Here is a 14200-nt window from a genome sequence, read left to right as displayed (position 1 = left end):
CGCCTTGATCGGGCTCGCTTTGCCTTGCCACCGCCATATCGTTAGGGTACCTCGCCGCCAAGCGGGGACGGGATTCCTTGACGCGGACGCTTCGGCGCGCGCACCCGGACGGGTATGGGATTAACATAAGTGTCTGAATTATTTAACGAAGTCGACGAGGAAGTACGTCGCGAACAGCTCAAGAAGCTGTGGGACAAGTATTCGATTGTCTTCATCGCCCTGATGGTGCTGGTCGTGGCCGGCATCGGTGGCTGGCGCGGCTACCAATATCTGGAGGCCAAGAAGGCCGCTGAGGCCGGCGCCGCCTTCGAGAAGGCCGTCGAGCTGTCCGAGCAGGACAAGCACGCCGACGCCGAGAAGGCCTTCACCGAGCTCGCCGCCACGGCTCCGTCCGGCTATCGCACCCTGGCGCGGCTGCGTGCGGCCGCCGAGGCCGCGAGCCGCGATCCCAAGGCCGCCGCGAAGATGTATGACGACATTGCCGCTGATCGCAGCGTCGGTGGGGAGTGGCAGGACCTGGCGAAGATCCGCGCCGCCGGCCTGCTGCTCGACAGCGCCAGCTACGCCGACATGCAGCAGCGGCTGGAGCCGTCCGCCGCGCCGAAATCGACCTTCCGCCACAGCGCCCGTGAGATGCTGGCATTGTCGGCCTGGCGTAATAACGACTTGACCGCAGCCCGCAAATGGCTCGATGCGATTGACGGAGACGGCGAAACGCCGCCCGGCCTGCGCTCGCGCGCCGAGGCGCTCCAGGCCCTGCTGCCGCCCGTCGCCAAGAGCTGATGCCGGCCCTCTGACTTGAGACGAGACACAAGATGCGCCGCACGCCACGCTTGATCGCAGCCGCCGTCCTGATCGCCTTCACGGGCGTTCTGGGCGGCTGCTCCAGCTTCGATCCAAGCGACATGCTCGATTTCCTCGACACCAAGAAGAAGCTGCCGGGCGACCGCAAGCCGGTCTTCCCGGAGGGCGTGCCGGGCCTCGAGCAGGGCGTGCCGAGGGAGCTGTACAAGGGCGCGCAGCAGCAGCCCGATCCGAACGCGCCTGCCGTCGCGGCTCTGCCCGCGGAGCCCCCGCCGGAACCCGCCAGGCCAGCGAAGGGTGCCAAGGCGAAGCAGACGAGGCAGTCAGCCGCAGCGCCTGCTGAAGCGCCCGCCGGCGAGATCGATGGCGAGGCCCAGCCGGAGGCTGCGCCACCCACGGCCGCTCCGCCGCCCAAGCACAAGATCGTCCGCAAGCGCACCACCGCACCGCCGCCGGATCAGCCCGTCCAGCAGGCGCAACCCGCCCAGGCCCCGCAGCAGCAATCGCAGAGCGCTTTCCCGGCGCCGCTGCCGAGTGGCAGCTTCTCGCGCTGATATCCTTCATTTCATTGACAGGCGCAGCCCCGGCAGCGCACGAATGACCGATGTCCTTCACAATCGCCATCATCGGCCGGCCCAATGTCGGCAAATCGACGCTGTTCAACCGCCTGGTTGGACAGAAGCTCGCGCTTGTCGATGACCTGCCGGGCGTCACCCGCGACCGCCGCGAAGGCGAGGCCAGGCTCGGCGACCTCCAGTTCACCATCATCGATACCGCCGGTCTCGACGAAGGCGCCAAGGGCTCGCTGACCGCGCGCATGCAGGAGCAGACCGAAACCGCGATCGCGCAAGCCGACGCGCTGTTCTTCGTCGTCGATGCCCGCATTGGTCTCACGCCCACCGATCGCGCCTTCGCCGATTTCGCCCGCAAGGCCAACAAGCCGGTGCTGCTGATCGCCAACAAGAGCGAGGGCAAGCATGGCGATGCCGGCGCGATGGAGGCCTTTGCGCTCGGCCTCGGCGATCCCATCCAGATTTCGGCCGAGCATGGCGAGGGCATGGGCGAGCTCTATGACGCGCTGGCCGAGCTGATGCCGGAGCCCGTCGACGAGGACGACGACGGCGAGGACGATACGCCGCTCTCGGAGGAGGAGGCCGCGACGCGTCCGATCCGGGTCGCCATCGTCGGCCGGCCCAATGCCGGCAAGTCGACGCTGATCAATCATCTCCTCGGCGAGGAGCGTCTGCTGACGAGCCCGGAGGCCGGCACCACGCGCGATTCCATCGCGGTCGAGATCAGCTGGAAGGGCCGCGATTTTCGCGTTTTCGACACCGCAGGCCTGCGCCGCCGCTCGCGGATCGAGGAGAAGCTGGAGAAGCTTTCGGTCGCCGATGCGCTGCGCGCGGTGCGCTTTGCCGAGGTCGTCGTGCTGATAATGGATACGCAGAACCGCTTCGAGGAGCAGGATCTGCGCATCGCCGATCTCATTGAGCGCGAGGGCAGGGCGGTCGTGCTCGCCGTCAACAAATGGGACCTGATGGAGACCAAGGGCGGCGGCGCGATCTCGGGCCTGCGCCGCGATGCCGACCATTGGCTGCCGCAGCTCAAGGGCGTGCCGATCGTCGCCGTCTCAGGCCTGATGGGCGAGGGCATCGACCGCCTGATGCAGGCGATCCAGGACGCCTACGCGGTCTGGAACAGGCGCGTGCCAACGGCCGCGCTCAATCGCTGGTTCGAGCAGGCGATCCAGGCCAATCCGCCGCCGGCGGTGTCCGGCCGCAGGCTGAAGCTGAACTACATCACGCAGAACAAGGCGCGCCCGCCGAGCTTCGTGCTGTTCTGCTCGCGTGCGGACGCGGTGCCGCAATCCTACTTGCGCTACCTCACCAACTCCATGCGCGAGACCTTCGAGCTGCCGGGCACACCGGTGCGTATCACTCTTCGCGAGAAGGCCAATCCTTTCGCGCACAAGCGCAAGCGGCCGTCGTGAGCGACGGCTCCGGTGAGGCGGCAGCGCAGGGCGCTACGCCAGTCCGGAGCGGCGCGGATCGCCGGCGGCGACGAAGACGGCCTGAACGCCAATGCCCGGGACGAGCCCGGGCATGACGTGTGTGACGTCGCGTAACCGCTACGCGGTCACTTCTTCACCAGCGGGCAGTCGCTGTCCTTGAGCGGCTTGGCCGCGTCGTCAGGCGCGATGGTGGCGACCAGTTTGTAATAGTCCCACGGGCCCTTCGACTCCTCGGGCTTCTTCACCTCGAACAGATAGGCCGGGATGAGGCGGCGGCCGTCGGCGCGCAGCGGTCCCTTGCCGAACAGCGGATCGTCGGTCGGCAGCTCCTTCATCTTGGCGACGACCTTGGCGCCGTCATGCGGATTGCTGCCGAGCGCTTCCATCGCCTTCAGGTAATGCAGGATCTCGGCATAGAGGCCCGCAACCGTCATCGAGGGCATCGAGCCCTTGGGCGAGACCTTCTGGAAGCGCTTCGACCATTCGCGCGTCTGGTCGTTGAGGTCCCAATAGAAGGACTCGGTGAAGGTCAGGCCCTGCGCGGTCTTCAAGCCCAGCGAGTGCACGTCGTTGATGAACAGCAGCAGGGCGGCGAGCTTCTGACCGCCCTGGACGATGCCGAATTCGGCGGCCTGCTTGATCGCGTTGGTGGTGTCGCCGCCCGCATTGGCGAGGCCGATGATCTTGGCCTTGGAGGACTGCGCCTGGAGCAGGAAGGAGGAGAAGTCCGCCGTGTTCAGCGGGTGCTTGACGCCGCCGAGCACCTTGCCGCCGGTGGCGGTGACGACCGCGCCGGTATCACGCTCCAGAGCATGGCCGAAGGCATAGTCCGCGGTGAGGAAGAACCAGCTATCGCCGCCCGCCTTGGTCAGCGCCTTGCCGGTGCCGTTGGCAAGCATGTAGGTATCGTAAGTGAACGAGACGGTATTGGGCGTGCAGGCCTTGCCGGTGAGGTCGGCGGTGGCCGCGCCCGAATTGAGCAGCACCGCGTTCTTTTCCTTGACGAGGTTGCTCACCGCGAGCGCAACGCCGGAGCTCGGCGTGTCCGCGATGGCGTCGACCTTGTCGGCGTCGATCCATTGCCGGGCAATGTTGACGCCGATGTCGGGCTTGTTCTGGTGGTCGCCGGAGAGGACCTCGATGGTCCAGCCCTTGGCCTTGAGGCCGGAGTCTTCGACCGCCATCTTCACCGCCGCGACCGAATTCGGGCCGCCGATGTCGGCGTAGAGGCTCGACATGTCGTTGAGCACGCCGATCTTGACGGTCTTGTCCTGGGCGTAGGCGGATGTGGCAAAACCGAAAGCGGCGCAAGCAAGAAGCGCCGCGGAGCGGCGTGCGAACGTCGTCGTCATGAAAGGTCTCCTCCAATGTCAAATATGCGGACGGCTCTCTTCCGGAGCCTTGTTTCCGGCTGATGGCTCTAACCTGTCCCGCGGCCGGCGGCAATGCACCTAAAGCCGGATGACGCTGCGTCTTAGCGTCATCCGGCGGTTAACTATTGGGCAAGATGCGTTGAGGCGCTATTTGAGCGCGGCCGATGTCAGCCTGAATTTCCGGATGCGCTTTCCGGTGTCGGCCTCGGCGGTATAGACGTTACCCTTGGCGTCAATCGCCATGGTGTCAATCAGGCCGGCGCGCGGAAGCTCATCAGGGTGCGGGACTTGTAGTCGTAGAACTTGCCGGTCTCGGTCCAGTCAGGCGCGCACATCGGCACGATGAATTCGGCGACCTGTTCGGGCGTGTCGAGCGTCGCCCGCTCCTCGCCCGGCATCAGGGTGGCGCGCATGCGGGTGCGGACCGGGCCGGGGTTGAACAGATTGACGCGAAGCTTGGTGTTCGCAGTCTCCTGCGCCCAGGCGCGGGCCAGCGTTTCCAGCGCGGACTTGGACGCGGCGTAGGGGCCGACATAGGCGGTCGCCTTGTTGGCGGCGCCGGAGGTAACGAACACGGCGCGCCCGGCGTCGGACTGCCTCAGCAGCGGCTCCATGCAGCGGATCAGCTGGAAGTTCGCGGAGACGTTCACCGCCATCACGTCGTTGAAGGCCTTGAGCTCGATATGGCCGAGCGGCGAGGACGGGCCGAGCACGCCGGCATTGCCGACGAGGATATCGAGCCTGCCGTAGCGCTCGTGCAGGCTGGCCCCCAGCCGCGCGATGCCGTCGGAATCGGTGAGGTTGAGCGGCACCAGGGTGGCGCTGCCACCGTCCTTGCGGATCTCGTCGTCGAGCTCTTCCAGCCCGCCCTGCGTGCGCGCCACCGCAACGACATGCGCGCCGGCCTTGGCCAGCGCAATTGCGGTGGCGAAGCCGATGCCGCGCGAGGCGCCGGTGACGAGAGCGATGCGATCAGCGAGGGGTTTTGTCATGGCGGGGTTTTACAGCCGTGGATGGCCGGGACAAGCCCCCATGATCCCGTCATTCCGGGGCGGTCCGGAGGACCGAACCCGGAATCTCGAGATCCCGGGCTCGATGCTTCGCATCGCCCCGGGATGACGCCATTGGTGTCAGCTCGCCTCGGCCAGCAGCGACAATTGCCGCGGCTGCGGCTGCGGCTCGGTCTGGGTCTGGTCGGTGAGGTGGGTCGGATAGGCGCCGGTGAAGCAGTGGTCCGAGAATTTCGGGTTGGCGGGGTCGCGGCCGGGCTCGCCCATGGCGCGGTACATGCCGTCGATCGACAGGAAGGCCAGCGAGTCCGCGCCGATGATCTCGCGCATCTCCTCCAGCGAATGCGTCGCCGCCAGGAGGCCACCGCGGTCGGGCAGGTCGATGCCGTAATAGTCGGGATAGAGGATCGGGGGCGAAGCGAGGCGGAAATGGACTTCCTTGGCGCCGGCATCGCGCATCATGCGCACGATCTTCTTCGAGGTGGTGCCGCGCACCAGGGAGTCGTCGATCAGGATGATGCGCTTGCCTTCGATCGCGGCGCGGTTGGCCGAATGCTTCATGCGCACGCCGGATTCGCGGATCGCCTGGGTCGGCTGGATGAAGGTGCGGCCGACATAATGGTTGCGGATGATGCCGAGCTCGAACGGAACGCCGGAATGCTGGCTGTAGCCGACCGCGGCGGGCACGCCGGAATCGGGCACCGGCACGACGACGTCGATCGGCACGTGGCTCTCGCGCGCGAGCTGCGCACCGAAGGCCTTGCGCACTTCGTAGACCGAACGGCCGTGGACGATGGAGTCCGGCCGGGAGAAGTAGATGTATTCGAAGATGCAGGGACGCGGTGCCATCGGCGGGAACGGCTTGTGGATGTCCTGGCCGTTCTCGTCGAACACGATGACTTCGCCGGGTTCGATGTCGCGGACGAAGCGCGCGCCGATGATGTCGAGCGCGCAGGTCTCCGAGGTCAGGATCGGACAGCCGTCGAGATCGCCGAGCACCAGCGGGCGGATACCGCGCGGATCGCGCGCGCCGACCAGCTTCTTGTTGGTCAGCGAAACCAGCGCATAGGCGCCTTCGATCTCGCGCAGCGCGTCGATATAGCGCTCGATGAAGCGGGCGCGCTTGGAGCGCGCGACCAGGTGCAGGATCACCTCAGTGTCGGTGGTCGACTGCATCATCGCGCCGTGCCGCACCAGCTCGCGGCGCAGCGTCAGGCCGTTGGTGAGGTTGCCGTTATGGGCGACGGCGAGGCCGCCGGCATTGAGCTCGGCGAACAGCGGCTGCACGTTGCGCAGGATGGTGGCGCCGGTGGTGGAATAGCGGACATGGCCGACCGCGACATTGCCGGGCAGGCGGTCGATCACCTCGCGGCGGGAGAAGGTGTCGCCGACGAGGCCGAGGCGGCGTTCCGAGTGAAAGCGGCTGCCGTCGTAGGAGACGATGCCGGCGGCTTCCTGGCCGCGGTGCTGAAGGGCGTGAAGGCCGAGCGCGGTGATGGCGGCCGCATCGGGGTGACCGTAGATGCCGAACACGCCGCACTCCTCGCGCAGCGTATCCCCCTCCAGATCGTCCTGAAGCTCCAGCGCGGCCGGGCCCGGACCGGCGTCGGGATCGAGATCAAGTTGGGCGTCCTGGTCAGGGGGTCGCATCTCGTCCGCGCCTCTCTCTAGGGCTCAATCAACGCGCCGCAGGTTTCTCGATCAGCTTTTTCAGGCTGTCACGAGCAGGTTTACTGTATCCGTCGCCACTGCCCGAAGGCTGCTGCTCGGATTCAGCTTGATCATCATCTGGTTTGTTTTTCTTGAATCTCTTCAAGATGGTGTTCTCGGGGTCGTCAGGCAAGAGGGCCATCAGCCAGTCCCCGGTTCCCTGGAGCACCACGCGGGACTTGGCCCCCGTGACCCAGTCCGGGCGCTGCTTGTCCGGAACCAGCCAGGTGAAGAACAGGAAAGCGACCACGACGATCAAAAGCCCGCGAGCCAGGCCAAACAGGAAGCCGAGGGTGCGGTCCAGCGCGCCGATCCGCGAATCCAGGATCATGTCGGAGATCCGGACCGTGATCACGGAGACCACGACGAGAGTGCCCACGAACACGCCAGCGACGACGACCACGCTCGCGACCGTGTCGTTGTTGAAATAGGTCTTGGCGGTCGGCAGCAGTTTCGAGAACGAGTACAAAGTCACGATCGCCGCAGCGCCCCAGGCCGCAATCGACAGGATTTCGCGCATGAAGCCGCGGACCATCGCGAGCAGGCCCGAGATCAGCATCACACCGAGCAGGATCAGGTCGAGGAGTGTTACTGGCATCGGCTGGTCTGGTCCGCTCGTACTCTCAAAGGTGCTCAGCGAATCGGTGTTTGGCCGCTGCCTTAAAAGAGGGGCAGACGGCGTTCCCGGCAAGGCCGCAACCACGCAATCCCATGCTGCTTTTGTGACGGCTGTATAGCGGCGGGGGCCGGGGACGTCACCTCCACCTAACCCTCTCCGCGGCGGAATCTTGCCGGTGTGGCATTTTTCTCTGCCGGGGCGTTCGATTCGCCTCGGCGGGAGCCGCGGGCGGCGATCTCGGCCACCAATGTCGTCAGGCTGTTCACCGCATTCAGCGACAATCCGGCATCGCCGCCGGTCTCGCCGCGTGCCGATTCGGGCAGCACGGCGCGCTGGAAGCCGAGTTTTGCCGCCTCCTTCAGCCGCGCCGGGGTCTGTGCCACCGGACGCACCACGCCGGAGAGCGAGATCTCGCCGAAATAAACGGCATCGGTGGGCAACTGCGCATTAACCAGGGACGACACCAGCGCCGCGGCGGCGGCGAGGTCGGCCGCGGGCTCGTGGATGCGCAGGCCGCCGGCGACGTTCAGATAGACGTCGTGGCCTGACAGCTTGACCCCGCAATGCGCCTCCAGCACCGCCAGCACCATCGACAGCCGGCTCGGGTCCCAGCCGACCACGGCGCGGCGCGGGGTGCCGAGCGAGGTCGGGGCCACCAGCGCCTGCAATTCGACCAGGACGGGCCTTGTGCCCTCGATGCCCGCAAAGACTGCGGTGCCGGGCGTGCCGAGATCGCGCTCGGACAGGAACAGCTCCGAGGGGTTGGTGACCTCGCGCAGCCCGAGGCCCGTCATCTCGAACACGCCGATCTCGTCGGTCGGGCCGAAGCGGTTCTTCACGGCGCGCAGGATGCGGAATTGCTGCGAGCCTTCGCCCTCGAACGACATCACCGCGTCGACCATGTGCTCGACCACGCGGGGACCTGCGATCTGGCCGTCCTTGGTGACGTGGCCGACCAGGATGATGGCGGCCCCCGTTTTCTTCGCAAAGCGGATCAGCGCCTGTGCCGAGGCGCGCACCTGCGTCACCGTGCCGGGCGCGGATTCCACCGTGTCGGTCCACATGGTCTGGATCGAGTCGATCACGATCAGCCGGGGCACCGCGCCCTCCGACAGCGTCGAGACGATGTCCTCCACGGAGGTCTCGGCGGCGAGCTGGACCGGCGCGTCCGACAGCCCGAGCCGCTCGGCGCGCAGGCGCACCTGGGCCACCGCCTCTTCGCCGGAGATGTAGACCACGCGGTGGCCGGCGCGCGCCAGCAGGCTGGTCGCCTGCGTCAGCAGCGTCGACTTGCCGATCCCGGGATCGCCGCCGACCAGCAGCACCGAGCCGCGGACGAAGCCGCCGCCGGTGACGCGGTCGAGCTCGGTCATGCCTGAGGAGAGGCGCGGCGCATCCGGGCTTTTCCCGGCAAGGCTCTCCAGCGCAAACGTTCGGCCCTTGCGTTTGGAGCGGATCGACACCGGCACGCTGCCGCTCGTGTCTTCTTCCGCGAGCGTATTCCACTCGCCGCAGGATTCGCACTTGCCCTGCCAGCGGTTATAGGCAGCGCCGCAGTTCTGGCAGACGAAGGAGAGGGTGCTCTTGGCCATGGGGGGAATAGCGGTCTCGGTGTAGCGGACGAGCAGTTCTTAGCACGAATAAGGGCGATGGGTGCCGATGCATCCACCGCAAGCTTCAAGGGGCGACGTTAGCGCATGTCCAGATGCCGACGGGTCGCTCGAGGCCGCGAATGGTCTGTGCCGGCCGCTCGACGAGCGCTGCAAAATCGGTACTGGAGTGATTCGGTTCGGCGTGGGCCTGTTGTACCAGCGCGTCGCTGACGACGATAGCGCATCCGAATTCGCGGGTCAGCGCTTCGAGGCGGCTCGCCGCATTCACGGTGGTCCCAATCACGGCGAATTCTAGCCGGTTGAGGCCGATATCGCCCAGCACCACTTGCCCGTAGTGCAAGCCGACGCTGACTTGGATCGGCGGTTCGTTGCGATCGCCACGCTCGCTGTTCAACTTGGCGATCGAGGCGATCATGCCCCTCGCGCAACGCAAGGAGTTCAGCGCATCGGAATCGCCGACGAACGGCGTGCCGAAGGTCGCCATGAGTCCATCCCCGAGATATTTGTCGAGCGTTCCGCCGTGCTGGAACACTTCCCGTTCCATTCGCTCATGGAATTGCCGCAGCGTCTCGATGACGTCCTTCGGGTCGCGTCCATCGGCATAGGCGGTGAATCCCACGATATCTGCAAACAGCACCGCGACGTCCTGCGTGCGGACCTTCGCGAGGGGCTCGTCATTGCCGGAGAGTTCATCGACCACATTGGGGGAGAAGTAACGCGCCAGGTTGGCACGTTCGCGCTCGAGTCCGGCATGACTGATCAAGAGCGCATTGGAACGGCGCACCGCCAGCGCCAGGATAGCGGCGACGACGATGAATACGATCACTTGCTGGAAACGCTCGCCGAAACCAATCGAGGAGGGGTCGAGGATGCTGAACATACGAATATCCGCACCGATCGCCTCCCTGACGCGCTCCGACAGCGCGGCATGGGTTTCCGGTTGCAGATAAGCCCAGCCGACGGCGATAGCCCAGAGTGCTCCGGTCCACATGCCAATCGCGAGCACCGTTCGCCAGGAATAAGCGAGCGTGGCAGTGGCGAGGAAGATGAAGAAATAGATGAAGCTGTCGAATCGGAATTGCATTCCGATCGGCCAGTGAACGTTGCTCCAGGGATTGGGCACGACGCTAAGGAAGGCCAATAGCGCCAGGTCGCAAAATATAAGGAAAAGTTCGGGACGCGAACGGCCGACCTTGCCGACCTTCAGTTGCGCCCAGCCGATGACGGCAAAGAAACCAAGCATCAGGATGTAATAGACGACATCCCAGTTCGGGTTGATGAGCGACAGGGTAACGGCAGTAACCGCGAGCGCGACCCAGCGGGCCCGGACGGCCAGCAGCAGGCCATCACGCTTGCTGTCGGCAAGGGCAGCTTCGGCGAATTTGAGGGTGTCTTGTTGGCCGTCGGTTCGTCCGGCCGCTTTGCTTCGGAGACCTGTGATATCGGCCGCTTCCGCCAGTGCGCTCAAGTCACATCTCCCCGGTCGAACATCAGATCGTGCGATCGCGCACGGAGCGTCGATCAAGGTGGCGCGCCTGAGAACTCGCGGCCACCCAGCGATGTCATATCTGATAAACTCGGCAGCGGTCAGGCCTTCGGATAAATTCGGGCGGCCCGCTTGTTCAGCACGGGACGGCGAGGGCGATGCCGCTCTCGCGCGCGTCGCCCTTCCGATGGATAGCGAGTTGCGGGTTTCAGATGGCTGAGGGCACGGAAGGGACGCCTGATCGCCGACGCTTCGATTATCTCAATCCGACACGATAGATATACCGTTCATTAGCTCTATGCCGCTGTGGCCGGGTTGATTTTGCAAAGTGTTAGCCGACGCGCGTCCAATCTCGGAACCGATCGGGTTGGGAATGGAAATGCCGGGATTCCGACGAATATTGCTCGCCGCGGGCATGGCCTGCAGCATTTTCGCGTATGCTGGCGGTAGCCTTGCCAAGCCCCTCGACATCGTCTTCGTCAATCCCGGCAAGACCGGTGAGGTCTACTGGGACATGGTCGCGCAGACCATGCAGGCCGCCGGCCGCAGGCTCGATGCTCATGTCGAGGTGCTGACCAGCCAGCGGAATTACCGCACCATGCAGGAGCTCGGCTTCGGCGTGGTGGCACGTCCCGACAAGCCCGATTTCCTCATCCTGTCGAACGAGGAGTCTGCCGCCGTCCCGATCCTGGAGGCGGCCGAGGCTGCGGGTGTCAAGACGCTGCTGCTCTCGAACACGCTGATCGGCGAGGATGCGGCGCGTCTTGGACCGCCGCGCGAGAAGCTCAAGACCTGGCTCGGCGACATCACGACCGATCTGCAGACTGCGGGTGCACGGATGGCCAATGCGCTGATCGGGGTGGCGCGTGCCGAGAAATCGCAGAGCCCCGACGGCAAGATCCACATTCTCGGAATCGGCGGCGACGAGATCACACCGGCCTCGATTGCCCGCAACGCCGGTCTCAAGCTGGCCGTGGATGCCGCGCCTGACGTCGTGGTGGACCGGCTGCTGTTCGCCAACTGGACGCAGTCGGAGGCCGAGCAGGTCACGGCGAATTATCTGGGCTGGGCTTCTCGTAAGGGAATCCGGCCCGCCGGCATATGGGCCGGAAACGATCCGATGGCGCTCGGCGCGCTCCGCGCGGCGATCGCTGCCGGCCTTGTGCCCGGTCGAAACATCCAGGTGGTGGGTCTCAACTGTCGTCTGCTCCTGACCGACGGCGGGCATTTCCTGCTCGGCGGCTGGTCAATCGTTCTCCTGCGCGATTATGCCGATGGCTGCGATTTCGCAGCCGTTTCCCCTCGCGTCGAGGTCAAGACGTCTGCGATCACGCGCGACAACCTCGCTTCGGTTGGCGACCTCATCAGGACGCGTGCGTTCGACCGGATCGACTTTGCGCGGTTCAGGGCGAAGGCCGGCCGCTGCGGCCAATATGACTTCTCCCTCGATGCGCTCATCTCGTCGCTGCCGCTTCCCGAAGGCGTTGCGGACTGATGCGGAAGGATGAGGCGATGACCGAGCCGGATCGCAACGAGCAGGCGGCGCCAGCACGCCTGGGCTCGGTCGTCCACGCGATGATCTGGGCCACCGTGCCCGTTCTGCTGCTGGTGCAGCTGCTCGCCTCCGCCGGCGTCGAGGCATCGAGCTTCTGGTCGCAGGTCAGGCAGCTCGACGCCCGCATCGCCCGCGTCGCCGAGAGCCGGGCCGAGCTGATCGCCGAGCCGCTGTGGAAGATGCGTTACGACCAGGTCACCGGCGTGCTCAACGAGATCATGCACGACGAGACCATCGCCGCGGCGGCGGTCTATGACGATACCGGCTCCGCCATTGCCCGCGTGGTCGCGCGGGCCGAAGACCAGGCGGTCGCGGAAGTCTCGCGCCCGATCCACTACAGCAATGGCAACATGGCCGTTGAGGCCGGCCGCATCGCCATCGCCTATTCGCGTGCGACGCTGTACGCGGATGCGGGCAGCCGCCTGGTGCTGCTGCTGGTGGTCGGCCTGCTCGCAACGTTTGCGACCCTGATCGCCATGCGGATCTCCGCCAACATCTTCATCGGCCGGCCGCTGGCGGCCATGATGTCGGCGATACAGCGCAGCAAGCAGGATGGCCGCGCCTATCCGGCGGACGTCACGTCCTCGAACGAATTCGGCCAGCTCGCGCGCGCCTTCAACGCCATGCAGCACACGACGTCAGGCGCGCTGGACCGGCTCGGGCACATGGCGACGCACGATCCGCTCACGGGACTGCCGAACCGACGCTCCCTGACCGAGCGCCTGGCCGTGGCGAGCCGGGACGGAGGCTCGCCGGATACGCTGGTCGCATTCTGCTTCATCGATCTCGACGACTTCAAGGGCATCAACGACACCTTCGGTCACGAGGCCGGCGACAAGTTCCTGGTTCAGATTTCGGAGCGTCTTCGTAGCGCGGTCGAAGCGGAGGACTGGGTTGCACGGCTTGGCGGCGACGAGTTCGTCGTCATTCGTCCCGAGGTGAGCCACGAACAGGCAGCGCACGCATTCGCGCAGCAGGTGCTGGACGCCATTTCCGAGTCCATCCGCCTCCACGACAAGCTAGTGGTGCCGCGCGCGAGCATCGGTCTTGCAGTGCGCCGCGCCGACGATCCGGAGTTGTCGCATCTGCCGACGCTCGCCGACATCGCGCTCTATCATGCCAAGAGCAAGGCGCCCGGCACGGTCGCTGTGTTGGACGAGGCGCTTCAGCGTGACTATCGCCGCCGCAGGGATCTCGAGCTCGCCATTCCCACCGGCTTCGCCGAGGAGCAGTTCGAGGTCTGGTACCAGAGCCAGGTCGATCTCGAGACTCACGAGGTTGTCGGTCTGGAAGCGCTGATCCGCTGGCGGCATCCTGAGCATGGCGTGATCGGCCCCGGCGAATTTCTGCCGCTGATCGAGCGCAGCGGCAACAATGCGCGGCTGACCCGCTACGTGCTGACCGATGCCTGCCGGGCGTTGCAACGGTTGGCCGCCGCCGGCAGGCCGCAGATCCGGATCGCGATCAATTTGCCGCCGTCCGAGCTTGCCGACCATTCGCTCGCCGCCGAGCTGCGCGCGACCTGTGCGCGCTTCGACGTTGCGGCCTCATCTCTCGAACTCGAGATCACCGAGGGATCGCTGATCAACAACATCGCCAGCGCCTCCGAGACGCTGCATCGCCTGCGGCGCCTCGGCGCCACGATCGCGCTCGACGATTTCGGCACCGGCTACAGCTCGCTCGCTCACCTCAGGCGCTTCCCGCTCGACAAGGTCAAGATCGACAAGGCATTCATCCGGGAGATTCCCGAGAGCGCGGAGGACAAGGCCATCGTCGGCGTGATCGCGTCGCTCGCCGACACGTTGGGGCTGACCCTGGTCGCAGAAGGCATCGAGCGCGCCGAGCAGGCCGAGGCCATGCGTGATATGGGCGTGAGGTTCGGGCAGGGCTTCCTCTATCAGCGGCCGCAGCCGCTCGAGGCCCTGTTGCAATGGCTCCATACGCAGCCGGCGGCGCCGAGACGCGGCACTACCGGGAGCCCATCGATCGCGCCGGAATCCGCCGCCTGAGCGCCGCCGT

The 14200-nt window shown here is 65.9% G+C and carries 11 protein-coding genes; 5 read left to right on the top strand and 6 right to left on the bottom strand.

The genetic code is table 11. The annotated features are described in order from the left end of the window. Positions 1-129: 129 nt before the first annotated feature. From ABIF91_RS39295 to der, 3 genes are read left to right on the top strand one after another with little or no spacing between them, the layout of a single operon-like run. Positions 130-783: a tetratricopeptide repeat protein gene (locus ABIF91_RS39295; RefSeq protein ID WP_028178037.1), complete on the top strand. Its 654-nt coding sequence runs from the start codon at positions 130-132 to the stop codon at positions 781-783. Positions 784-815: 32 nt separating this feature from the next. Continuing rightward, entirely contained in the window at positions 816-1358 is a 543-nt protein-coding gene (locus ABIF91_RS39290) for a hypothetical protein (RefSeq protein ID WP_028178038.1), read from the top strand. Between the two features lie 50 nt (positions 1359-1408). Further along, complete coding sequence (gene der, locus ABIF91_RS39285; RefSeq protein ID WP_028178039.1) at positions 1409-2794, top strand: ribosome biogenesis GTPase Der; 1386 nt, start codon at positions 1409-1411, stop codon at positions 2792-2794. A gap of 146 nt (positions 2795-2940) precedes the next feature. Here der and ABIF91_RS39280 read toward each other — a convergent pair whose 3' ends face one another. From ABIF91_RS39280 to ABIF91_RS39255, 6 genes are all read right to left on the bottom strand, one after another. Next, positions 2941-4167: an ABC transporter substrate-binding protein gene (locus ABIF91_RS39280; protein WP_028178040.1), complete on the bottom strand. Its 1227-nt coding sequence runs from the start codon at positions 4165-4167 to the stop codon at positions 2941-2943. Positions 4168-4439: 272 nt separating this feature from the next. After that, positions 4440-5180 carry an SDR family NAD(P)-dependent oxidoreductase gene (locus tag ABIF91_RS39275; RefSeq protein ID WP_028178041.1) on the bottom strand — a complete coding sequence of 247 codons (741 nt, stop codon included), beginning with the start codon at positions 5178-5180 and terminating at the stop codon, positions 4440-4442. Positions 5181-5318: 138 nt separating this feature from the next. After that, positions 5319-6848, bottom strand: a complete 1530-nt coding sequence (gene purF / locus ABIF91_RS39270) for an amidophosphoribosyltransferase (RefSeq protein ID WP_028178042.1) — start codon at positions 6846-6848, stop codon at positions 5319-5321. Between the two features lie 28 nt (positions 6849-6876). Continuing rightward, positions 6877-7506, bottom strand: a complete 630-nt coding sequence (locus ABIF91_RS39265; protein WP_018317599.1) for a CvpA family protein — start codon at positions 7504-7506, stop codon at positions 6877-6879. 167 nt (positions 7507-7673) lie between these two features. Next, complete coding sequence (gene radA / locus ABIF91_RS39260) at positions 7674-9119, bottom strand: DNA repair protein RadA (protein ID WP_028178043.1); 1446 nt, start codon at positions 9117-9119, stop codon at positions 7674-7676. An 85-nt stretch (positions 9120-9204) separates the two neighbouring features. Further along, positions 9205-10608, bottom strand: coding sequence for an adenylate/guanylate cyclase domain-containing protein (locus ABIF91_RS39255; protein ID WP_051393896.1), 1404 nt, complete (start codon positions 10606-10608; stop codon positions 9205-9207). Positions 10609-11005: 397 nt separating this feature from the next. Here ABIF91_RS39255 and ABIF91_RS39250 point away from each other — a divergent pair, with 397 nt between their 5' ends. Together ABIF91_RS39250 and ABIF91_RS39245 are read left to right on the top strand one after the other, a co-directional pair. Then, positions 11006-12121: an ABC transporter substrate-binding protein gene (locus ABIF91_RS39250; protein ID WP_035717595.1), complete on the top strand. Its 1116-nt coding sequence runs from the start codon at positions 11006-11008 to the stop codon at positions 12119-12121. Between the two features lie 17 nt (positions 12122-12138). Then, positions 12139-14190, top strand: coding sequence for a putative bifunctional diguanylate cyclase/phosphodiesterase (locus ABIF91_RS39245; protein WP_424579732.1), 2052 nt, complete (start codon positions 12139-12141; stop codon positions 14188-14190). Positions 14191-14200: the final 10 nt, after the last annotated feature.

It is taken from the genome of Bradyrhizobium sp. USDA 241 (assembly GCF_049739505.1).
GTDB lineage: Bacteria > Pseudomonadota > Alphaproteobacteria > Rhizobiales > Xanthobacteraceae > Bradyrhizobium > Bradyrhizobium liaoningense.
This window is presented reverse-complemented; position numbering and strand designations above follow the sequence as displayed.

Bases quoted from the DNA above. Each gene is read 5' to 3' on its own strand.
- ABIF91_RS39290 (WP_028178038.1), top strand. From the start codon at position 816: ATGCGCCGCACGCCACGCTTGATCGCAGCCGCCGTCCTGATCGCCTTC.
- der (WP_028178039.1), top strand. From the start codon at position 1,409: ATGTCCTTCACAATCGCCATCATCGGCCGGCCCAATGTCGGCAAATCG.
- ABIF91_RS39280 (WP_028178040.1), bottom strand. From the start codon at position 4,167: ATGACGACGACGTTCGCACGCCGCTCCGCGGCGCTTCTTGCTTGCGCC.
- ABIF91_RS39275 (WP_028178041.1), bottom strand. From the start codon at position 5,180: ATGACAAAACCCCTCGCTGATCGCATCGCTCTCGTCACCGGCGCCTCG.
- purF (WP_028178042.1), bottom strand. From the start codon at position 6,848: ATGCGACCCCCTGACCAGGACGCCCAACTTGATCTCGATCCCGACGCC.
- ABIF91_RS39265 (WP_018317599.1), bottom strand. From the start codon at position 7,506: ATGCCAGTAACACTCCTCGACCTGATCCTGCTCGGTGTGATGCTGATC.
- radA (WP_028178043.1), bottom strand. From the start codon at position 9,119: ATGGCCAAGAGCACCCTCTCCTTCGTCTGCCAGAACTGCGGCGCTGCC.
- ABIF91_RS39250 (WP_035717595.1), top strand. From the start codon at position 11,006: ATGCCGGGATTCCGACGAATATTGCTCGCCGCGGGCATGGCCTGCAGC.
- ABIF91_RS39245 (WP_424579732.1), top strand. From the start codon at position 12,139: ATGACCGAGCCGGATCGCAACGAGCAGGCGGCGCCAGCACGCCTGGGC.